Source organism: Salimicrobium halophilum, from assembly GCF_900100295.1.
GTDB lineage: Bacteria > Bacillota > Bacilli > Bacillales > Halobacillaceae > Salimicrobium > Salimicrobium halophilum.
On the sequence record NZ_FNEV01000010.1, the window covers coordinates 1 to 21,164 of the forward strand.

Here is a 21,164-nt window from a genome sequence, read left to right on the forward strand (position 1 = left end):
TACCCGGCATTAGCCCCGGTTTCCCGGGGTTATTCCGGTCTTACAGGTAGGTTGCCCACGTGTTACTCACCCGTCCGCCGCTCGTTCCACGAGCGTCCGCCCCGAAGGGCTTCAGCTCGCTTCCCGCGCTCGACTTGCATGTATTAGGCACGCCGCCAGCGTTCGTCCTGAGCCAGGATCAAACTCTCCATAAGAGTATTGATTAGCTCAATAGTAATTTTAAAAAAATTGACGCATGGCATAAAACATTGTTCAGTTTTCAAAGATCTAATCATGGTGGGCCTGAGTGGACTTGAACCACCGACCTCACGCTTATCAGGCGTGCGCTCTGACCGACTGAGCTACAGGCCCATGTATTTATAATGGAGCGGGTGAGGGGAATCGAACCCCCGTCATCAGCTTGGAAGGCTGAGGTTTTACCATTAAACTACACCCGCATTCTTTTGTAAGGAAGTATCGATGGTCGGGAAGACAGGATTCGAACCTGCGACCCCTTGGTCCCAAACCAAGTGCTCTACCAAGCTGAGCTACTTCCCGTAAGAAGAAATGGTGCGCCCGAGAGGAGTCGAACCCCTAACCTTCTGATCCGTAGTCAGACGCTCTATCCAATTGAGCTACGGGCGCCTATATGAAATTACGAAAGTGCGGTCGAGAGGACTTGAACCTCCACGGGATAAACTCCCACTAGGCCCTCAACCTAGCGCGTCTGCCGATTCCGCCACGACCGCATGGAATTAATGGTGCGGGTGGAGGGACTTGAACCCCCACGTCGTAAGACACTAGATCCTAAATCTAGCGCGTCTGCCAATTCCGCCACCCCGGCATGGCAGTTTTGCCGCTTTGCGGCCGCACCAACTATTAAGTAAAGAGCGGAAGACGGGATTCGAACCCGCGACCCCCACCTTGGCAAGGTGGTGTTCTACCGCTGAACTACTTCCGCAAAGAAGTGCGGGTGGAGGGACTTGAACCCCCACGTCGTAAGACACTAGATCCTAAATCTAGCGCGTCTGCCAATTCCGCCACACCCGCTTGGGAGTTATGAGCCATGGAGGGCTCGAACCTCCGACCCTCTGATTAAAAGTCAGATGCTCTACCAACTGAGCTAATGGCTCGCTATGAAAACCGCATTCGTTTTTCAAGCACAAAAGCTATTATATAACTTTGCGTTTTTGAAGTCAAGAGAAAATTCAAAAGAAAAATGGCTGGGCTAGCTGGATTCGAACCAGCGCATGACGGTACCAAAAACCGTTGCCTTACCGCTTGGCTATAGCCCAATCATTAATGGCGGTCCGGACGGGACTCGAACCCGCGACCTCCTGCGTGACAGGCAGGCATTCTAACCAACTGAACTACCGGACCGGAGTGACCCGTACGGGATTCGAACCCGTGTTACCGCCGTGAAAGGGCGGTGTCTTAACCACTTGACCAACGGGCCATATGGCGGAGAAGGAGGGATTTGAACCCTCGCGCCGCTTACGCGACCTACACCCTTAGCAGGGGCGCCTCTTCAGCCACTTGAGTACTTCTCCGTAATGGCTCCACCGGTAGGATTCGAACCTACGACCGATCGGTTAACAGCCGATTGCTCTACCACTGAGCTACGGTGGAATAGTATGTCGCAAAATCAGCGACGTTTAATATCATACAATATGTATCTTTTCGTGTCAAACACTTTTTTTCGTGAAAAATGTTTTAGCGCCGCTCTCTTTCGACGGCTATACTAATTTAACACGGGGACATGCTTTCGTCAATAACTTTCCTTTAACTTTTTTAAAATACCTTTACATCTCCCGCACCTGTATTTCTTTACATCCACACGTCTCTGTCTTTTATACAGGTAGCCGCACGTTTCGCACTTGTATTCATGCATAGGACGCCTCTTTGCCGAAGGCAGTGGGGTGCAGTGTCTCGGGGAATTCGTTTCTTTCAGCAATTGGCGGAATTCTTTGTCCCGGTGGTTATACCCTTTCCCTTCTATATGAAGGTGGTAATGGCACAGCTCGTGTTTGATGATCCCTTCTACTTCATCCTTTCCCCACTCATCTAAGTAAGAAGGATTGATTTCGATCTTCCTTTTCCCCGGCAAATATCTTCCGCCGGTCGTGCGCAGACGTTTATTGAAACTTATGTGGTCTTTGAATTCGCGACCGAACTGATCGGCGGAAATCTGCCTGGTCCACTCCAGCAACTGCTCATCCGTCATATCCTTCACCTCTTTTTCTTTTTTGCATATCCTGTCAGTACAGGGGAGTGATCTTATGCCTTCCTGGCTTATATCTCAACTGAGAGAAGCATACCGATATAAAAACATCCCTCGCATACTGCTGCTCAACCGATGCTGGTTCTACTATGATACCATATGGAAAAAAGAAACCTGAAGGGGACTCCCCTTCAGGTTATGATTGTTTGACCATCGTCAAAGCGACACGCTGTTTCTTCAGATCCACTTCTTCCACCCAGACGGTTACCACATCTCCGACAGAAACGACATCCATCGGGTGCTTGACGAATCGATTGGCGAGCTTCGAAATGTGGACGAGCCCGTCCTGTTTTACTCCGATATCGACAAATGCACCGAAGTCTACGACGTTTCGTACCGTACCTTCGAGTTCCATCCCTTTTTCGAGATCTTCCATTGTAAGTACATTCGTCTTAAGTAGTGGTTTCGGAAGATCATCCCTCAGGTCACGGGACGGTTTCTTCAAGGAAACGATGATATCCTCCAGTGTCCACGCCCCTATTCCGAGCCGATCCGCTGTAGCGCGGACATCCACTGCATCCAATTTCTCCGAAAGGGCGGTCGTACCGATGTCGCCTTTCTGGACTCCGAGCTCTTCGAGGAGCTGACGAACCGCCGGATAACTCTCCGGGTGAATCGGAGTCTGATCGAGCGGGTCTTTTCCTTCAGGTATACGCAGGAATCCGATACTCTGCTCAAACGTCTTGGCTCCGAGTCTCGGTACGTCTTTCAGTTCTTTACGGGTATCGAATTTCCCTATTTCTTCCCGCTTCTTCACGATATTTCCGGCGACTGTCTTATTCAGCCCTGACACATATTGAAGCAAGGAAGAGGAAGCCGTATTCGCATTGACCCCTACCTGGTTGACGGCCGTCTCCACCACAAACGTCAGGGATTCGTTCAACCGTTTCTGACTCACGTCATGCTGGTACTGACCCACCCCGATAGATTTAGGGTCGATTTTCACAAGTTCCGCCAGTGGATCCTGGACCCTTCTGGCAATCGAAACAGCGCTCCGCTCTTCCACCTGAAAATCAGGGAATTCTTCACGGGCGAGCTTCGAAGCGGAATAGACACTTGCCCCCGCTTCATTCACAATCATGTATGGCGCTTCCCAGGCATGCTTCTGGATGAGCCCCGCAAAGAACTGCTCCGTTTCACGGGAGGCCGTTCCATTTCCTATAGCAAACAATTCAATGCCGTACTTATCCATGAACTCCGTTACTTTCTTCTCCGCCCCCTGTTCGTCCTTACGAGGAGGCGTAGGGTAAATGACGGAAATATCCAGGACTTTCCCGGTCTCATCTACGACGGCGAGCTTACATCCGCTTTTATAAGCAGGGTCTACCCCGAGCACGGTCTTCCCACGGAGCGGTGGCTGCAGAAGCAGACTGCGTAAGTTCTCGGAGAATACCTGGATTGCCTGTTCCTCCGCTTTCTCTGTGAGTTCTTTACGAACCTCTCTTTCGGTGGAAGGTTTGATCAGCCGTTTGTAGCCATCTTCCACTGCTTCCTGTAGAATGTCCTGCTTCTCCGCCCCGGTTTTCCGTTGAAGATAAAAAAGGATGCGGTCCTCCGGAGGATGGATGTTCACTTTCAGGACACCTTCCTTTTCCCCTCTGTTAAGAGCCAGGATCCGGTGAGAGACAAGACTCTTCAGGGATTCCTGAAATTCATAATACATTTCGTAGACCCCTTTTTCATCAAGGTCTTCCTTCTTCACTTCTGATGAAATAGAACCTTTGTATGTCTCTTTCCGGATGTAGTCCCGGTACTCCGGTTCATCGGCGATCCATTCTGCTATGATGTCCTGGACACCCTGAAGCACATCTTCCGCGGTATGTAATTCGTTCTCTTCCGATATATAACCTTTCGCTTCCTCCTCCGCTGACGCCTGGGGGTCTTCCCATACAAGCTTCGCCAGTGGTTCCAGTCCTTTTTCTTTAGCGACAGTCGCTCTCGTTCTTCTTTTCTGCTTATACGGACGATACAGGTCTTCGATTTTCTGAAGTTTCTCGGCCTGTTCGAGATCCTTCTTCAACTCGGGGGTAAGCTTTCCCTGTTCGTCGATAAGACGAATGACTTCTTCTTTCCGCTTCCTCACGTTCTGTTCATACGTATAGCTATCTTCAATATCTTTGATCTGCACTTCATCTAATCCGCCTGTCTGATCTTTACGATAACGGGCGATGAAGGGGACGGTGAAATCTTCTCCGAGCAGCTTCAATACTTCGTTGACTGCTGATTCTTTGATCGATGTCTCGGAAGCCACCTTTTTGATTACTGTTTGATCCATCATTTCCATGCCTCCCTTACCAATCTTCCTCCATTGTACCAGAAACGAAAAAAGCCTCACTCTTTTCTTTAAAGAATGAGACTTTCTAGTTATATTCCATTGCAATCAACGTCGTATCATCCGACCGTGATTGACCGAACTCCAGGTCGTACTGATCAATCAGATCCTGCACTGTCTTCGCCCGGTAGAAAAGCTTGGACAACTTCCTTTCGTCTACGCCATCAGAAAAAACGAGAAATCTCATCCCTTCCTCGAGCGTTCCACGTTTGACACGAAGGTCCCGCGGATAACCTGCCAAATACCCCGGCAGAGGAATGTTTCTGCTTTTCGTTCCAGCCGCATCAACGATTACGATCCCTATGTTACCGATAGAAGAGTAAGCATAAGCTTTCTCTTTCTTATCAATACGCAAAATACCTAAAACAACGCCCCGTTTTCCACTTAAAACCCGGTTGCATTGTTCCACCAGATAGCGGATCGTGGCGTCAGGGTTCTCTTCAATCACTTTCATCACAGCCTCCGACGCGTCTTTGGCGAGCTCTCCGCTTCCAAGACCATCTGCGAGGGCGCATATGAAGTTATCGTCCGTTTCATTATAAATGTAGCTGTCCCCACAAAAATAATTTCCCTGCTTCGCCTTTTGGTACGTCGCTACATTCAGGGACGGCTTGTCCATTAGCGGAAAGCCTCCATCGATTCGGATTGAAGAGCTTCCCTAAGCTTACGCAAGGCGCGGCGCTGCAATCGGGACACGTGCATTTGCGAAATACCGAGCTGTTCTCCTGTATCCTTCTGGCTCATGTTTTTGAAGTAGGTGCACTGAAGAATCTCCTGTTCTCTTTCACTGAGAATAGGAAGAACTTTCTCCAAAAGCATTCGCTGGTCGATGTTTTCGTATCCATCTTCCTGATCACCGATAAGGTCGAGAATCGTGACCGTACTTCCGTCAGAATCGGCCTCGATTTTACGGTCCACCGATAATGCTTTATAGCTTTTGCCCATTTCCATGGTCTCCAGTACATCCTCTTCGGAAACTTCCAGGTATTCGGAAATTTCAACGACGGATGGAGAACGTTGCAAGTCGCTCGTAAGTTCCTCGGCCGCTTTCTTGATTTTCGGACCGAGTTCTTTGATACGGCGCGGGACATGGACACTCCATGTCTTATCACGGATGAAACGTTTGATTTCCCCGATGATCGTCGGGATAGCGAACGATTCGAAAGACTTACCGTAAGAAGGGTCGTACCTTCTGATAGCAGCAAGTAAGCCGAGCATTCCAACCTGTACGAGGTCTTCATGGATGGTACTGTTTTTGCTGTATTTTCTTGCGATCGATTCTACAAGATCGTTGTATACGAGGACGATTTTCTCCTGCACTTCTTCATCGCGGGGGTTGTCTTGCAAGTAAGCGATCCACTCGTATACTTCATCATTGTGATGTTGATACTTGGTCGCCATCACGGCCCACCTCATTTTCATGGAGATATTTCGTCATCAGCACGATCACTCCATGCTCACTCTTGATTTCGACTTTATCCATCAAAGCATCGATGAGAAACAGTCCGAATCCGCCTTCACGAAGATCTTCTACGCTATCTTCCTGCTGGTAAGGTCCGATTTCTTCTTTCACCTGCTCGAGGTTAAAGCTTCCGCCATGATCCGCAACCATAATTTCCAAACGATCCGTGTACACCCCGCAACCTATAGTGAGTTCGCCATCTTCCTCCCCACTATAAGCGTGCTCCACACCATTTGTTATCGCTTCGGATACTGCCACTTTCAAATCTTCGATATCTTCATAGCTGAATCCCATACGGTTAGCGATACCTGATACACTCAGGCGAACGACACCAATATATTCAGGCTTGGCCGGTACTTTCACTTCAACGAAATCAAATGTATCCACCATTACATGCCACCTCTGACGGAGGTATCGATCTCCATTATTTCCGTAAGTCCGGTTATCTTGAACAGACGGTATACGCGGTCTTCCATTTGTACCAGTCGCATTCTTGATCCATGTTCCTTCGTGGATTTGAGTGCGCTGATGAACGTACCAAGCCCGGTGGAATCCATGTAGTTCACTCCTCCGAGGTCTACTTCTACCAGAGCATTCTCCGCTTCTGTAAGCGGCAGCAGCTCCTCCTTCAATTTCGGAGCCGTGAACGCGTCCACTTCCCCTTCAAGCGTCATCACCGAATAACGCTCTTCCGGCTGTTTTACATCTATATTTAAATTCACTTGAGACACTCCTCCCTGTGTTGCTTCAAAGTAACTAATCCTACGTATTCCCATCACTCTGTGTGATTAAACATCTCTTTTCAAAACAATCAGGGTGAAATCATCACGCAGCTGAAAATCCTGAAGGCGTTCAAAATACTTGTATACGTTCTCGACGATTTCCTGCGAAGGAAGGTCTTTATACTCCCGGATTACTTCGAGAATCTCTTCCTGTTCAATGAAATCGTCTCCTTTTCTGCATTCCGTAACCCCATCTGTCAGCAAAACGATCATATCGCCTTCGTCGACCTGTTTCTGGTACTGCTCGTACATCGAGTCAGGAGAAACACCAAGTACGAGTCCTGGCGCTGATATTTCCTCGAATTCATCTCTCTCTTTGTGATAGTAGAATCCCGGTTCATGACCTGCGGATGCATAGGAAAACGTATTGTCTTCTGTATTGTACATTCCATACATCATGGTGATGAACATATTCGAATCTACGTTCCTCTCCACCACGCGGTTGAGACTTCCAAGGATATATTTCGGATCCATCCGCAACTCAGGAAAACTGTCCATCGCATATTTGATCATGGACATACACAAAGCTGCCGGGACACCTTTTCCTATCACGTCAGCCACAGCCACACCGAGCGATCCTTCATCATCGATGACAAAATGGTGATAGTCCCCGTTCATCTGTTTAGCCGGGACACTCAAGGCTCCGATGTCCAGACCCTCTATTTCCGGTTTGGTTGTAGATAGTAATGTTTTCTGCATATTGGCCGCCACGGATATTTCTGACTTCAATTCCAACTGTTTCTCACGAAGAGCCTGAAACTCTTGATAAGCCAGACCGTAGGACATCATTGTTTCCATCAGAAAATCAAACGAATCCAGAATATAATCCGGAAGTTCCGGGTATAGTTCCTGCAATGAACGCAAGTGGACATTTATGATCTCTTCCGGAGAGATATTCTGTTGCATGGATTGTTTACTGAATTGCTCAGCCTGATAGAGCGCACGTTCATCTTTCGTGCGAATGTACTCTGCCAATAAATCACGGTAATTCTCAAGGTCCAGCCTTAAGGTATTCATTGTTCACCCTCCCTTTTATCGGAGCCACTTCGTGGATTCGATCGTCGTCCCTTCGCCGGACTTCGATACGATATCAAATTCGTCCATCAGCCTTTTCACACCTGGAAGCCCTGCCCCGAGACCTCCTGACGTGGAAAAGCCGTCTTCCATAACCTGGGCCAGATCACTGATTCCGGGCCCTTCGTCGATCGCTTTTATATTAATACCTTTTTTCTGAACAGTTTCGATAGCTTCAAAACAAATTTTACCGGAACCGGCATAAAGATAGATATTACGGGCCAGTTCTGAAATAGCCGTAGCAATCCGTGCCTGGTCCACTGTGCCGAACCCCACTTTGGTTGCGATATCACGGCCCATTTGCCTCGCTGCTACGATATCCCATTCTTTTTTTATATAAACGCAGGACTGATCGCTCATACCTTACTCCTCCAATTCTTGACGCAGCTTTATCAACCCTTGTTCGAGATCCAGTGCTGTAGGCACATCCTGCAAATGAATACCAAGGTCTATCAGGGTAACAGCTACAGCTGGTTGTATGCCAGTAAGGACTACTTTCGCCCCCATAAGGTCAGACATGGTAACCACGTCTCCGAGCACTTTAGCAATAAAAGAGTCGACGATATCCACAGAGGTCAAATCGATGACTACTCCGGTCGCACCGCTTCCATGTATTTTTTCGAGTAAATCTTCCTGAAATTGGATGGCTGTCTTATCGTCCAGTTCTGTCTGTATAGAAATCAGTAAATAGTTATGCAATTTCAAAATTGGGATTCTCATTCGTTATCACTCCGATCCAACGAGTCAATCAGGTTCTCTATTTCGTATTCCTGGTTCTGATTCTCCACTATCTCTCTGTTCGTCAGTTCAAGCGCCGTCTGGAACCCTTTTCTGAGGGAACTCTTCGTCGGAAACTTACCGAGATCGATTCCGAGGTTCACAATCGTCTGGGCGATTTCCGGACGGATTCCTACAAGAATACAGCGGGCACCTATCAGACGGACGGCTTCCGCAGCCTGGATGATATGATGGGCTACCATCGTATCGACAACAGGTACACCGGTGATATCAATCAACACGACTTCTGCGTTATGTTTGATCACCCCGTCCAATAGACTTTCCATCACCATCTTCGCGCGCTCTGTATCGATGGTACCGATCAGGGGCATGATTGTTATGTTATCCATTACGGGAATCAGTGGCGCCGACAACTCCTGCAGGGCAACGCGTTGAAGCGATACGATATTCTCCCAGCTGCCGGAATACTCAGAGACCAGCTCATTGATGAGAGGGTCCACCCACTCATCGACTTTCTCTAACACCCAGGAGAAGTATTCATCCCCGAGTTCATAGACATGTTCCGCTTGGGAAAAGTCAAGGTCGTCCCATTTTTGGATGATGAACTTCACGAGGGACCTGCGGAATACCTGCATACCATCTGTAAGATAAGTGAGAGGCCACCCCAAATTGATCAGTCGTTCTGCAAATTCATCGAGAGGAGTCTTAGCGATTTCCCCTTTCTTGATTCCTTCAAAGATGACGTTGACGAATTCACGGTTTGTATTTTCAAGCATTTCTTCAGAGATAGACTGGTAAAATTCACCCTGCTGGTTCTTCTTCACCTGTTCCATCCACATCCGAACTATTTCATCACTATTCGTTAATACTAAGTCTTTCAGTACTTTTTCCATCGGTCATTACCTCCAGGCTATGGAAAGCTCAATAAATATCATACTTCTATCATTTTAACAAAAATCGTCATACAGTTATACTAAACGAGCCATATTACATATTTTTTCACACTATATACATTCTTTTCACTTTATGTAAATTTTTTCTTACATAAACAAAGAGACTGCTGAAAAGCAGTCTCTTAAAAATCAATAAGCCCCAAGCTTATTTGTAAAGCTTTGTTGACGCGAAGCATCATCGATTCGTCCAGGTGCGTAATCTTGTCTGTCAAACGTTGTTTATCGATCGTTCTGATTTGCTCCAGCAATATGACAGAGTTCCGTTCGAACTGATATTTTTCTGCATCGATTTCTACATGCGTTGGTAATTTGGCTTTTTGTATTTGCGCTGTGATCGCCGCCACGATTACAGTAGGACTGAAACGGTTCCCGATATCATTCTGCAGGACGAGCACCGGACGGACTCCCCCCTGCTCGGAACCTACTACTGGGGACAAATCAGCGAAATAAACGTCTCCTCGTTTGACTATCAACGGCTTCACACCCCACTCACTAATTGCTCGAGGGTATGCTCTGCCTCCTCTTCAGCTTGAAAAGCTTCTGAAGCGATATTTAAATTGATTTTTGCCATTTCCATATAGCCCTGACACATAGACTCACGAATTTGTCGTTCTTTTTTTTCACGCAAATACATTTTCATTGCCTGGCAAAGAAAATCATTTCGATCGCATTGTTCTGTCTCTACATACCCATCTACTTCATTGAGAAGGGTTTCCGGAACTTTTAAGACTATTTCCTGCATGCTCTCCGACAAATCATACACCTCCACCATTCTCTCTTTACACCAGTCATCTGCTATTTCAATAGTACCATTGCAAGCATTCTATTGCAAAGCCCTATTTGAACATCAGACGATAGGTGCCTGGAGACGATGGGAGATTGCCGTCGTCTCTCCGCCCTTTTTGTAGACCCTTGGCACCCGGCTCGATATAATGCAGGGGATTTCGTAGTTGATCGTGTCCAAATGATCTGCTATTTCATCCGTTTCTATTTCATCCTCTCCCTGTTTCCCTATCAGAACAACTTCCGTGCCTACGGGATGGGACTTGTCCAGTCGGATCATGAATTGATCCATACAGATACGGCCTACGATCTCACATCTTTTCCCGTCTACGAGCACCTCGGCTCCCTGAAGTTTACGGATCCATCCGTCAGCATATCCAAGAGGTACCGTACCTATCCATTCTTCCCCTTTTGTTTCATAGGTAGTGCCGTAGCTGATAGACTCCCCGGCTTCGAGTTTTTTGACATGAACCAGATTGCTGTGTAGCGAGAAGGCAGGTTTCAGCGAGATCGGTTTTTCTTTTTTGACATCTCCGGAGGGGTAAAGGCCGTACATGCTGATGCCGAAACGTACGAAATGATGCATCTGTTCCGGGAATCGCATACTGGCCGCACTGTTTCCTGTATGTACCGTCACTTCCTTTGTCCATTGTGTCGTAAAATGTCCAAGCAACCCCTCGAGACGGCGGTTCTGCTCTTCATAATAAGACAAATCTTCATCATCCGCTTTCGCGAAATGAGTGAACACTCCGGTCAGTTCTATGTTCTCGTTGCGCCGGATTGCAGAAAGGACACCATCCATCTCTTCCTTTGTCCGCACACCGATGCGCCCCATACCCGTATCCATTTTCAAATGGACCTTCACAGGATGCTTCCCGGTTCCTTCCACCTTATCCACCCACTCTTCCTGATAGGCGGTAACCGTAATATCATGCTCCGCAGCGACAGCCGCATCTTCAGGACGGGTATACCCCATCACCAGAATCGGAGCAGTGAATCCGGCCTTCCGGAGACGCAGAGCTTCATCAAGAAGCGCTACAGCCAGCCGCTCGGCTCCGGCTTCCAACGCAGCCCTGGCAACCTGAACGTCGCCATGCCCGTATCCATCCGCTTTCACCACAGCATAGACACCCGTTTCTTCAGAAAGCCGATGCTTCAACTCACGGACGTTGTTGGCAATCGCATCCAGGTCTATTTCCGCCCATGAATCACGGTAAAACTTCTCTTCCATCGCAGACATCTCCTACTTGTTGATTTCTTCAATTATTGAATTCTCTTCGGTGGTTGTCAAGAAAAGCGGAGACATCCCGCTTAGAAGCTCTGGCCTAAGTAGACCGGTCAGACAAAAGTGCTCTTCCTTTTTCTGATCCGGGCTACTTAGGACACGGGCTTCTGGATGTCGTAGCTAGACAATTAGAAAAGCGGAAACATCCCGCTCAGAAGCCCCGATTACGAACTTCGTGTGTTATGCGACAATAATCCATTAATTTCATCGAAAATTTTGTCATAAAAATCATTATGCAATACTTTCAAAACTGCCAATGACCAAGACTGTCGCATTAAAAAAAGTATGCGACAGCTTCGCCACCTGAATGCGTAAAATTCACCTCATAACCCAAAGCTTCCCCTCAAAAAAGCACAAAAAAATAAGCAGACCCTGACAGCCTGCTCCACTCCGTTCTTTATTTAGGGGCTTTGGCCTCCACAGAAGCTGCCACCTCTATCATTTCTTCTTCATTCAATGTCTCACTCGCCAAATGATAGGACGTGCCATCCTTCTGCCACTGCAGATGACCATCCCTGATCGCTCCTACTGTGCCGTCCTTCAGAGTGACGACTTCTCCCTGGACGCTTTCTTCCGTACTTACGGCACGGGCCATATCTTTTTCCTGCACAAGCGTGAACCCTTTCTCTCCCCCGTAGGTAAGAATCACGCGTTTCCCGTCCACCGTTTCCGTCTCCAGACTATCCGTCAATTCTGCACCGAAAGTCCGGAGCGGATAAAGCACTTCGAGAGATGCTGTCCTGCTGTCCGCAGTCGCTGCAGTCGCTATCGCCATATTGGATTCCACATCAAAATCGGAGTCTTTGAACGAGTCATCTTTTTCAAAACCTGAAAACTGGACTTCCACCGCTGTATTCCGTTCCTCGTCAAGTACTTGTACCATCACAGGGGTCAGTTCTTTCTTATCGAAATAAATCTCCTGGGTCGGTAGAGACTGACGGTTATGATAGTTCGTCTTGGTTTCGAATTTGTAGTAATTCTCGGTCGCTGTAAATGTAGAATCTTCATCATTTTCGATATCCCGGATCAGGGATTCGTATAAATAAGGCTGGCTTGTCTCTTCCGGCCAGTTGCTCTGGAATTTGAAGCTTTTATTCAGGGAAGGGGTCAGCACGAAGACGCCGTTCGCGTTCTTCAGAATCACCTGTTCTCCCTTGTCTTCCCGTTCACTGTCCAATTGAACTCGGTAAAAGTCACCCTTTTTATGCCAGATCTCCACGTCATACTTCTGCTCTTCTTCACCCGTTTTCATCTCCATAGCTGCATTCGTCCGATATCCCGGCATTTCTCCCGCTTTATCTTTCAGCTTGCTCACTACGTCTTCCTGCGACATGTCTCCACAAGCAGCCAGAAAAAGAAATGCTCCTAAAAGCAGAGGCTTGATTACTCTAAGCAAACTACCCACTCCTTCATCTCAGATGAGAGGATAGAAGGTTCATTCCATGGTGCGGAAAGTAAGGGACAAATGGTCGATCAAATCGGTCGGTACAATGTCGTATACCGTCCTCGTACGTTCTATCACCAACTCAGCTGTACGACCGTGCAAGAAACACCCGTTAGAGAGAGCCTCTTTCATAGAGGAATGTTGCATCATCGTAGTCAATAAAATGCCTGTAAGCACATCCCCGCTCCCTCCTTTAGAGAGCCCTTCGTTGCCGGAAGTTTCAACTACTTGTTCTCCGCCAGGGGTGGTGATGATTGTCGCCGGTCCCTTCAGCACAAGGGACACACCGTATTCCCTGGCAAAGGACTTACTCAGAGAGAATGGGTTTCTCTTCACCTCAGCGATTTCTTTGTCACACAGACGAGCCATTTCTCCTATGTGGGGAGTAAGCACAGTTTCTCCTTCTCTCTCTTTAAGGGAAGACAGGAGATCCTTCAAGTGGTAAAGACCGTCCGCATCAATCAGGAGACGTCCCTCTGTGCCGGTGAGCAGCGTTTCTACCACTGACTGACTTCGAGGATCCCGGCCCATTCCTACTCCGACAGCCACCCCGTCCTTCCCGCCCAGAATCCCGGCATCGATATCGGTGATGACCCCATCTGTTTCCGTCACGCCTGTAAACATCAATTCAGGGAGCGACGGAGCAATCGACGGTACAATAGCAGGAACGGTAGCCGCCGTCGTCAGGCCTGCGCCAGCCCTGATCGATGCTTTCGCCGCCATTATGAGCGCCCCGGGCATCATATGACCTCCGCCGATGACCAACCCTTTTCCCCTGGTCCCTTTATGGGCGGATGCGGGAATCGCCGGATAACTCTCCCTCACAGCTTCCTCGCTCCACACCCTACATCCGGTTTCAGGGGAAGCCGCGGGTGGAAGACCTATGTCGAGGATCCTCCATTCGCCGTAGAACCCTCTTGTGTCATCGAGGTATAAGGACTGCTTCGGCGCCTGGACGATGTAAGTGATATCCGCTTGTACAGCCTGAAAGTCTTCTGCCCCTTCATCTGCAGGAAGACCGGAAGGAATATCGACGCTGACTTTTGCAAGATACGAGGCATTTACTTTCTCTACCAATTCATCGAAAGGGGGACGAAGAGGTCCATCCACACCGATACCGAGCATCGCATCAATGACGACCGTATTCCTGTCCCAGTCCTCCTCAGATAACGAATCCAGCACGTACCCGCTTTGCTCATATATCTCCTTGTGGTACTGAGCGTCCCCTTTGATTTTTTCATCGGGAACGACCTGGATAGCCGTTACACTCTTCCCCTTGTCCCGGAGAATCCGTGCAAGAACGAACCCGTCTCCTCCATTATTCCCACCACCGATCAGTACAAGAAACTTCTCCTCTCCGGAAAAATCACGAAGCACCTGCTCGGCAATCGTACGACCGGCATTTTCCATAAGAATGTGCCCCTCCCGGCCGTACGCTTCTATCGCTTTCCTGTCCCATTCGTACATTTCTTCCGCACGCACCACCTGCATGAAGTCCCCTCCTACCTGCCTTATATTCATATGAGATGAAAGGCATGTTTATGTTTGTTCTGCAATGACATTCGCAACCGCATAGTGCTCACTGTGAGAAATAGAGACGTGGAACCTGAATTCTTCCCATCCTTCCACTCGCAGCATCGGCTTTCCGGACGCATCATTTTCTACATGGATGCACCGGAATCCGATTTTACCTACACCTGTACCGAGCGCTTTCCCTGTCGCTTCTTTCACGGCGAAACGACCAGCTACGTACTCTTTCTTACGCGTTTCTGACAAAGAATAGTACTTTTCCTCTTCCTGTTCAGTCAATATTCGTTGAATCATGCGCGGGTTTCGCTTTATACTTTTTGTGATACGTTCGATTTCAATGATATCTATACCTATACCTGTTATCATCTCTACCCTGTCCTTTGTTCATATAATCGTTTCGTCCCTTTGAATAAAAGGAAATCCATTAAAAGGAGATCTCTTATGTTTTTACGTACGGAAAGCTTTCAAGACTTTCTGAAATTCTATCCCGTCATTTCCTTCATCGTGGCTGTTCACATTGTATTGTGGCTGATGATGGATGTTCTATCTCTTCCATTCGCCGTAGAATGGAAACAACTCGGTGTCGGGAACAACTTCCTGATCAACCAGGGAGAATATTGGAGACTCGTCACACCTATCTTCCTGCATGCCGGACTTTCCCACATGCTGTTCAATTCCTTCTCTCTGGTTCTGTTCGGACCGGCGCTGGAGCGTATGCTTGGGAAAGGGAAATTCATCATCGCCTACCTGCTTGCCGGAATTGCAGGAAACGTAGGAACCTATGCAGCGGAGCCGGGAGCTTTCTATTCCCATCTCGGCGCCTCAGGAGCCATCTTCGGCTTGTTCGGAATCTATGCTTATATGCTATTCGCGCGTAAAGACCTTCTCGACCAGGCCAGCTCCCAGATCATTACGGTCATCATCGCTCTTGGACTTATTATGACCTTTCTCCAGCCGAACATCAACGTCCTTGGTCACCTGTTCGGGTTCATCGGCGGCATCGCCCTCGCCCCGCCTCTGTTAAGGAAATTGTAGCCTGTAAAAGTTTTCACGGAACGTTCAGGAGAAAAACAGCAAGACGAGTATACCGCGAAATTTTTAATGCCCCACTCACAAGCTGTCTTCCGCTTCGGACGTTCCCTTTTCATAGAAGCACGCCGTTCACGTTTCCAATCTCTCCAAGAGTGGCGCAAAACCCCCGCCCTAAAAAAGCGGAGAAAGGAGATTGTCATGCCCATCACTACATCCAAACGCTATCGTCAGGTTCTCAAAGTATTCTCCAAACATGGCCTCAGCCACATGCTCGAAGGAGCCGGCCTCAGAAATGCCAGGAACCGCTCCACTACAGGCATTCACCTGCGTCAGGCATTCGAAGAGCTCGGAACCACCTTCATAAAGTTCGGTCAAATCCTCTCTACCCGGCACGACCTGTTACCGGAGAAAATCACGGCGGAGCTCGAAAAGCTTCAGACTGGAGTCCCTCCCCTCCCTTTCGATCATATCCGGGAGGTCCTCGAAGGAGAATTGGGACCGATCTCTTCTACCTTTTCCTATATAGACGAAACGCCTCTGGCTGCAGCTTCCATCGGCCAGGTACATAAAGGGAGGACGATAGAAGGGACGGAAGTTGCAGTGAAAGTCCGGAGGCCCGGAATCGCTGAGCAGGTAGAGCTGGACCTGAAGATCTTATCACGACTCAGTCACCGGCTTGTCCATTTTCCGAAAGTGGAAGAAACCAGACAGATCGAAGACTTGTATTATGAATTCGCAGAGACGCTGCGGACAGAGCTTGATTTCCGCAAAGAAGCAGAGCACATGGAAACCATCTCCCGTAACTTCCATAGATGGCCGAACGTCCACATTCCTTTCACGGACTATGACCGGACGACTTCACGTGTCTTGACCATGGAATACATGGAAGGTCTCCGTTTCGCTGAATACAGCATAAAGCATAGTGAAGACCCGGGTTTCGGAAAAACGCGCAAAGAGATCGCCGAGCTTTCGGCGGAGGTACTTCTGAAAATGGTGTTCGAAGACGGCGTTTTTCACGCAGACATTCACCAGGGGAATTTTCTTTTGAATGACGAAGACGAGCTCATCATTCTCGACTTCGGAATGATCGGTACCATCGATTTCCATACCCGGCAGAAGCTGATGAATATCGCTCTTTCCTTTTCAACGAAAGATGCCGAATTGCTTACGGATGCCCTGCTCGATATAACGCTTGATTCCGGACAGAAGGCGGACACGGATGCTCTTACTGTGGATGTGAAACGGCTGATCTCACGCACAAGTGGTCGTGCACTCCAGGACATTCCGCTCGGGGAAGTGCTCGGAGATCTCTTCACCATCCTTCGCCGGTATCACCTGAGACTTCCTCCTACCGCCGCCTTATTGTTCAAAACGCTTATCATGGCTGAAGGGACGGGACGGGCGATCGATCCGGAGTTCGAATTACAGTCAACACTCGAGAAACAGAGCAGGTATTGGATGAAGGAACGATATCACCCGGAACACCTGACCAAAGACTTGTGGAGATATACGAAGCTGTGGAAGGATATCGGTGCAGATACACCTCTCCTGATCAAACGGATGATGAGAAACGGAATGAACGTGGGAGTCGAACCGAAAGGCTGGGAGAAGATCATCGCCCATTTCCACATTATGGTGAACCGTCTCGCTATCACTCTGCTACTCTCCTCCTTCATCATCGCTCTGTCTTTACTGCTGTCCGTCTTCCGACCGGATGAAGGCTATCAATTGCTGTCCTGGTTCCTCTGGTCTCTTTTCTTTCTATCCCTGATTCTTGGGGTATATCTCATTGTCTCCATCTTCCGTTCCAAGCATAAATTCAAAAACAAAACGCGCTAGAAGCAATGCTTCCGGCGCGTTTTTGTATGGGTGTTTATTTACCCTTGTTATTCTGATTGAAGTTACGGTTGCTGTTGTTCTTGTTCTTGTTATTGTAAGGACGTTTCTTGGAGTTGCCTTTGTAGTTACGGCCCCCGCCTCCACCACGTTTCTTACCACTGAACTTATCACGTTTCGCGTTCTTCGTGCTAATCGGTTGAACGGAAGAAAGACGCACTGGTACTTCTTTACGTTCTTTCGTCAGCATCTTAAGAGCTGCCGCCACGAGATCCTGGCCTTCGTACTGATCCATAAGATCACTGGCCGCCTGCTTGTAATCATTGATGTCCTCATCGTTCATCTTCTCGACGAGTTTCGTAACAGCGATGTCCTGCTGGCCTTTGATCGCTTCCTTATAAGAAGGAACGCGAAGCTTTTCGACCTTTTTCTTCGTAAGCTTCTCGATCAGGTGCAGCTGGTCTTTCTCACGTGGCGTTACGAAGGAAATGGATTCCCCTTTACGTCCGGCACGGCCGGTACGACCGATACGGTGTACATAACTTTCAGGATCCTGCGGGATATCGAAGTTATATACGTGTGTAACGTCAGAGATATCAAGACCACGCGCTGCTACGTCGGTAGCGACGAGAATCTCGATGCGCCCCTGTTTGAATTTCTTCAGAACAGACATACGCTTTCCTTGTGTAAGGTCTCCGTGGATACCTTCTGCGCGGAATCCGCGTACTTGAAGGGCATCCGCAACTTCATCCACACGACGCTTCGTACGTCCGAAGATGATAGCAAGATCCGGAGCATGAATATCAAGAAGACGTGTTAATGCATCAAACTTATGTTTTTCCGCAATTTCCACATAATACTGCTCGATATTCGATACTGTCATTTCTTTCGCTTTCACTTTCACTTCTTCCGGGTTGTTCATGAGGGTCGTTGCGATGTCACGGATCTCTTTCGGCATCGTTGCAGAGAAGAGAAGCGTCTGACGTTCTTCCGGAAGAGCCTTCAGAATATCACGGATATCGTCGATGAAGCCCATGTTGAGCATTTCATCCGCTTCATCAAGAACAGCGGTATGAACCTGCTGCAATTTGATGGTCTTTCTCCGGATATGATCGAGGAGACGTCCCGGTGTCGCAACAACGATTTCGTTGTTCTTAAGCGCACGGATCTGACGCTCCATGTTGGAACCGCCATAGATCGGAAGTGCACGGACTCCTGCGTTTTTACCTAGTCGGTTCAACTCTTCCGCTACTTGAATCGCAAGTTCACGGGTCGGGGCAACTACAAGGCCCTGTACGCCGCGTACCTGCTTGTCTACTTTTTCGATCATAGGGATTCCGAAAGCTGCTGTTTTACCGGTACCAGTCTGCGCTTGGCCGATAACATCTTTCCCCTCTATTCCAAGGGGAATCGTTTGTTCCTGAATGGGTGTCGTTTCTTCAAATCCCATATGATCTAAAGCTTTCAAAATCGGATCTGATAAACCTAATGAATTGAATTTAGTCACGTTCTTTGCATACTCCTTTTGTGTAAAAATCCTTTATCTCAATAAAAAAAGCCTTCTGCCGCTTTCAATCTGGAGAGGCCATGATGATGTTGACAAACGGATTCACTTGTTAATTGACTATTACCATTCTACACACTTTCCCGATGCTTTTCAATCATATTATATGGTAGAATGATGTTAATCTTTCATAACTAAAGGAGGAATCGCGTTGAACAGGCCTCCTGCAGCAATATATGCCGTACTCGCCGTAGCTATCCTCTCGATATCAGCTTCCGCCATTTTCGTTCGACTGGCCGGCGATGCCCCCGCTGCCATCATCGCTTTTTACCGACTGGGCATTGCCGTCGTTCTTATGACACCATGGGTACTCTTGAAGCATCGGGATCACCTGAAATCCATAACGAAGAAGGATGCGGGCTTCTCTATCATGGCCGGAATATTTTTGGCCGCTCATTTTATTCTGTGGTTCGAGTCCTTAAAATATACATCCGTTGCAAGCTCCGTCGTTCTAGTCTCTCTCCAGCCGATTTTCGCATTCCTCGGGACTTACTTCTTCTTCCGTGAACGTTTTTCAGCAGGAGCTGTCCTGAGCATGATGATTGCCATCACAGGGAGTATCGTCCTTGGCTGGGGGGATTTCCAGGCAGGGGGAGAAGCACTGTACGGGGACATTCTCGCACTGCTCGGCGGGGCCATGGTCACCGGCTATTTCCTGATTGGTCAGAGCGTGAGAAAGCGCCTGACACTGTCTTCATACACGTGGCTCGTTTATGGAATGGCGACGGTCACTCTATTTCTATACAACCTCCCCTCTCCCGCTTCTTTCCTCGGACATAGCGGAGAGCAATGGCTGATCTTTCTCGCTTTGGCGCTGATTCCTACGTTTCTCGGTCATTCCCTGTTAAACTGGTCCCTGAAATGGGTGAGTACGTCCCAGATTTCTATGGCCGTTCTTCTTGAGCCGGTCGGAGCGTCCATAATGGCTTATTTCCTGTTTGACGAAATCCTGAGCTGGACACAGCTTCTCGGAGGGGCCGTCGTCCTATTCGGTCTGATGATTTTCATCCTGAGTACGACCCGTAAAAGAAAACCGACGCTTTCGTATTCAGCGAGAAGACGAGGGTGAGATTCTGTTATACTATACGAAACGATTTTACAGAGAGCAGGTGACGTGTTATGACAATTCAAATCATTATCGACGGAGGAGCAGACGTTCCTTCCTCTTTCATCGAAAAACAGGGCATCAAAGTAGTTCCTCTTAACCTTCATTTCGGAGAGGAACAATATAAAACCGGGGTGGACCTCGATCTTCAAAGCTTTTATCGAAAGCTGAAAGCCGCTGATGAGCTCCCGCGCTCCTCGTCCCCGAGCCCTAATGACTTCTATGAAATGTATAAATCCGTCGACCCGGATACTCCGATTTTGAACCTTGCGCTGACGCAAGGGCTGAGCAGCACCTATGAGCATGCAGAAATGGGGAAACAGATGCTTCTCGAGGAAGAGCCGGACCGACGAATCGCTGTAATCAATACGAAGACCGCTTCCTGTGGCGTAGCTTTGCTTGCGGATGACGCTGTAAAACGGATCGAAGAGGGAATGGCTTTCGAGGATATCGTTTCCCATATGGAAGAACGTCTGGAGAAGGCGACGACCCTATTCGTGCTGAAAACGCTCGAGAACGTAATCAAGGGCGGAAGACTCGACCGCGTAAAAGGTACGATCGCAAAGACGCTGAACATCAAGCTCCTCATGAAAGCGACTGAAGAAGTGGGAGATATCGATGTTACGGAGAAAGTCCGCGGAAACAAAAAAGCGATCCGACGTCTCGTGGAACAGATCGGCGAATATACTTCTGATTTCGAAGATAAAGTGATCGCCATCTCCCATTGCAACGATGAAAAGAACGCCCAGGCTCTTCTTGAGAAAATCAAAGGAACCTACCCGTTCAAAGACTCGATCCTGACAGAAATGGGACCGCTCATCTCCACCTATTCCGGCGAAGGCGGGCTTGTTGTGGCGTTTTATAAGGATTAAAAGGAAAAGCGGAGACACCTTGCTCAGCCCTTCTCGCATAAGAAAAAATCACCCTAAAGAAACACTTTTCTTCTTTATGGGTGATTTTTTCTTATGTCGCTAAGGGCTAGGT

At 48.3% G+C, this 21,164-nt stretch carries 22 protein-coding genes, 14 tRNA genes and 1 rRNA gene; 5 read left to right on the plus strand and 32 right to left on the minus strand.

Features of this window, described 5'->3' with window-relative positions; translation table 11 throughout:
• The 16 genes from BLQ44_RS13720 to BLQ44_RS13795 all read right to left on the minus strand — a co-directional run.
• Positions 1-194, minus strand: a 16S ribosomal RNA gene (locus tag BLQ44_RS13720); the annotation flags it as partial.
• Positions 195-274: 80 nt separating this feature from the next.
• Positions 275-351 (minus strand) — tRNA-Ile (locus BLQ44_RS13725).
• 12 nt (positions 352-363) lie between these two features.
• Positions 364-437 (minus strand) — tRNA-Gly (locus tag BLQ44_RS13730).
• Between the two features lie 23 nt (positions 438-460).
• Positions 461-537: transfer RNA gene (locus tag BLQ44_RS13735), tRNA-Pro, on the minus strand.
• Positions 538-547: 10 nt separating this feature from the next.
• Positions 548-624: transfer RNA gene (locus tag BLQ44_RS13740), tRNA-Arg, on the minus strand.
• A gap of 19 nt (positions 625-643) precedes the next feature.
• A tRNA-Leu gene (locus tag BLQ44_RS13745) sits at positions 644-728 on the minus strand.
• A 10-nt stretch (positions 729-738) separates the two neighbouring features.
• Positions 739-823: transfer RNA gene (locus BLQ44_RS13750), tRNA-Leu, on the minus strand.
• A gap of 45 nt (positions 824-868) precedes the next feature.
• Positions 869-940: transfer RNA gene (locus BLQ44_RS13755), tRNA-Gly, on the minus strand.
• Positions 941-947: 7 nt separating this feature from the next.
• Positions 948-1,029: transfer RNA gene (locus BLQ44_RS13760), tRNA-Leu, on the minus strand.
• A 10-nt stretch (positions 1,030-1,039) separates the two neighbouring features.
• Positions 1,040-1,112, minus strand: a tRNA-Lys gene (locus BLQ44_RS13765).
• Positions 1,113-1,199: 87 nt separating this feature from the next.
• A tRNA-Gln gene (locus BLQ44_RS13770) sits at positions 1,200-1,274 on the minus strand.
• A gap of 8 nt (positions 1,275-1,282) precedes the next feature.
• Positions 1,283-1,359 (minus strand) — tRNA-Asp (locus tag BLQ44_RS13775).
• A gap of 4 nt (positions 1,360-1,363) precedes the next feature.
• Positions 1,364-1,435, minus strand: a tRNA-Glu gene (locus BLQ44_RS13780).
• Between the two features lie 3 nt (positions 1,436-1,438).
• Positions 1,439-1,529: transfer RNA gene (locus tag BLQ44_RS13785), tRNA-Ser, on the minus strand.
• Between the two features lie 4 nt (positions 1,530-1,533).
• Positions 1,534-1,608: transfer RNA gene (locus BLQ44_RS13790), tRNA-Asn, on the minus strand.
• 139 nt (positions 1,609-1,747) lie between these two features.
• Positions 1,748-2,203, minus strand: coding sequence for a SprT family protein (locus tag BLQ44_RS13795; RefSeq protein WP_093194482.1), 456 nt, complete (start codon positions 2,201-2,203; stop codon positions 1,748-1,750).
• Positions 2,204-2,258: 55 nt separating this feature from the next.
• Here BLQ44_RS13795 and cmpA point away from each other — a divergent pair, with 55 nt between their 5' ends.
• On the plus strand, positions 2,259-2,378 hold the full coding sequence (gene cmpA, locus BLQ44_RS13800; RefSeq protein ID WP_093194483.1) for a cortex morphogenetic protein CmpA: 120 nt from the start codon (positions 2,259-2,261) through the stop codon (positions 2,376-2,378).
• A gap of 18 nt (positions 2,379-2,396) precedes the next feature.
• On the opposite strand, the gene BLQ44_RS13805 is transcribed toward cmpA, so the two are convergent.
• The 15 genes from BLQ44_RS13805 to acpS all read right to left on the minus strand — a co-directional run bounded on the left by BLQ44_RS13805 (position 2,397) and on the right by acpS (position 15,009).
• Positions 2,397-4,544: a Tex family protein gene (locus tag BLQ44_RS13805; protein WP_176757529.1), complete on the minus strand. Its 2,148-nt coding sequence runs from the start codon at positions 4,542-4,544 to the stop codon at positions 2,397-2,399.
• A gap of 76 nt (positions 4,545-4,620) precedes the next feature.
• Positions 4,621-5,211, minus strand: a complete 591-nt coding sequence (locus BLQ44_RS13810; RefSeq protein ID WP_093194485.1) for a SpoIIE family protein phosphatase — start codon at positions 5,209-5,211, stop codon at positions 4,621-4,623.
• Positions 5,211-5,993 carry an RNA polymerase sigma factor SigB gene (sigB, locus tag BLQ44_RS13815; protein ID WP_093194486.1) on the minus strand — a complete coding sequence of 261 codons (783 nt, stop codon included), beginning with the start codon at positions 5,991-5,993 and terminating at the stop codon, positions 5,211-5,213. Before sigB ends, BLQ44_RS13810 begins: the two co-directional genes overlap by 1 nt.
• Entirely contained in the window at positions 5,965-6,441 is a 477-nt protein-coding gene (gene rsbW, locus BLQ44_RS13820; RefSeq protein ID WP_093194558.1) for an anti-sigma B factor RsbW, read from the minus strand. Before rsbW ends, sigB begins: the two co-directional genes overlap by 29 nt.
• Before the next feature lie 2 nt (positions 6,442-6,443).
• Positions 6,444-6,776 carry an STAS domain-containing protein gene (locus BLQ44_RS13825; protein WP_093194487.1) on the minus strand — a complete coding sequence of 111 codons (333 nt, stop codon included), beginning with the start codon at positions 6,774-6,776 and terminating at the stop codon, positions 6,444-6,446.
• Between the two features lie 66 nt (positions 6,777-6,842).
• Positions 6,843-7,853: a PP2C family protein-serine/threonine phosphatase gene (locus tag BLQ44_RS13830; RefSeq protein WP_093194488.1), complete on the minus strand. Its 1,011-nt coding sequence runs from the start codon at positions 7,851-7,853 to the stop codon at positions 6,843-6,845.
• A 15-nt stretch (positions 7,854-7,868) separates the two neighbouring features.
• Positions 7,869-8,270: an anti-sigma regulatory factor gene (locus tag BLQ44_RS13835; RefSeq protein ID WP_093194489.1), complete on the minus strand. Its 402-nt coding sequence runs from the start codon at positions 8,268-8,270 to the stop codon at positions 7,869-7,871.
• Between the two features lie 3 nt (positions 8,271-8,273).
• Positions 8,274-8,630: an STAS domain-containing protein gene (locus BLQ44_RS13840; RefSeq protein ID WP_093194490.1), complete on the minus strand. Its 357-nt coding sequence runs from the start codon at positions 8,628-8,630 to the stop codon at positions 8,274-8,276.
• Positions 8,627-9,541 (minus strand): RsbT co-antagonist protein RsbRA, encoded by a 915-nt coding sequence (locus BLQ44_RS13845; protein WP_093194491.1) that lies wholly within the window; start codon positions 9,539-9,541, stop codon positions 8,627-8,629. The genes BLQ44_RS13840 and BLQ44_RS13845 overlap by 4 nt, the downstream gene beginning before the upstream one ends.
• A 182-nt stretch (positions 9,542-9,723) precedes the next feature.
• Positions 9,724-10,074 carry a type II toxin-antitoxin system PemK/MazF family toxin gene (locus BLQ44_RS13850; RefSeq protein ID WP_076560118.1) on the minus strand — a complete coding sequence of 117 codons (351 nt, stop codon included), beginning with the start codon at positions 10,072-10,074 and terminating at the stop codon, positions 9,724-9,726.
• Between the two features lie 5 nt (positions 10,075-10,079).
• Positions 10,080-10,343, minus strand: coding sequence for a CopG family ribbon-helix-helix protein (locus BLQ44_RS13855; protein WP_407690377.1), 264 nt, complete (start codon positions 10,341-10,343; stop codon positions 10,080-10,082).
• A gap of 105 nt (positions 10,344-10,448) precedes the next feature.
• Positions 10,449-11,615, minus strand: a complete 1,167-nt coding sequence (gene alr, locus BLQ44_RS13860) for an alanine racemase (protein ID WP_093194493.1) — start codon at positions 11,613-11,615, stop codon at positions 10,449-10,451.
• A 451-nt stretch (positions 11,616-12,066) separates the two neighbouring features.
• Positions 12,067-13,065, minus strand: coding sequence for a LolA family protein (locus BLQ44_RS13865; protein WP_093194494.1), 999 nt, complete (start codon positions 13,063-13,065; stop codon positions 12,067-12,069).
• A gap of 39 nt (positions 13,066-13,104) precedes the next feature.
• Positions 13,105-14,604 carry an NAD(P)H-hydrate dehydratase gene (locus tag BLQ44_RS13870; protein ID WP_176757532.1) on the minus strand — a complete coding sequence of 500 codons (1,500 nt, stop codon included), beginning with the start codon at positions 14,602-14,604 and terminating at the stop codon, positions 13,105-13,107.
• Between the two features lie 48 nt (positions 14,605-14,652).
• The gene (gene acpS / locus BLQ44_RS13875) at positions 14,653-15,009 is read right to left on the minus strand and encodes a holo-ACP synthase (protein WP_093194496.1); all 357 of its coding nucleotides are present in this window, start codon (positions 15,007-15,009) and stop codon (positions 14,653-14,655) included.
• Positions 15,010-15,084: 75 nt separating this feature from the next.
• Between acpS and BLQ44_RS13880 the strand changes: the two genes are divergently transcribed.
• Entirely contained in the window at positions 15,085-15,678 is a 594-nt protein-coding gene (locus tag BLQ44_RS13880) for a rhomboid family intramembrane serine protease (protein ID WP_093194497.1), read from the plus strand.
• 195 nt (positions 15,679-15,873) lie between these two features.
• Complete coding sequence (locus BLQ44_RS13885; protein ID WP_176757533.1) at positions 15,874-17,514, plus strand: ABC1 kinase family protein; 1,641 nt, start codon at positions 15,874-15,876, stop codon at positions 17,512-17,514.
• 34 nt (positions 17,515-17,548) lie between these two features.
• Here BLQ44_RS13885 and BLQ44_RS13890 read toward each other — a convergent pair whose 3' ends face one another.
• Positions 17,549-19,018, minus strand: coding sequence for a DEAD/DEAH box helicase (locus tag BLQ44_RS13890; protein WP_093194499.1), 1,470 nt, complete (start codon positions 19,016-19,018; stop codon positions 17,549-17,551).
• 208 nt (positions 19,019-19,226) lie between these two features.
• On the opposite strand from BLQ44_RS13890, the gene BLQ44_RS13895 reads away from it, so the two are divergent.
• Together BLQ44_RS13895 and BLQ44_RS13900 are read left to right on the plus strand one after the other, a co-directional pair.
• Positions 19,227-20,144: a DMT family transporter gene (locus tag BLQ44_RS13895; RefSeq protein ID WP_093194500.1), complete on the plus strand. Its 918-nt coding sequence runs from the start codon at positions 19,227-19,229 to the stop codon at positions 20,142-20,144.
• 50 nt (positions 20,145-20,194) lie between these two features.
• Complete coding sequence (locus BLQ44_RS13900; RefSeq protein WP_093194501.1) at positions 20,195-21,052, plus strand: DegV family protein; 858 nt, start codon at positions 20,195-20,197, stop codon at positions 21,050-21,052.
• Positions 21,053-21,164: the final 112 nt, after the last annotated feature.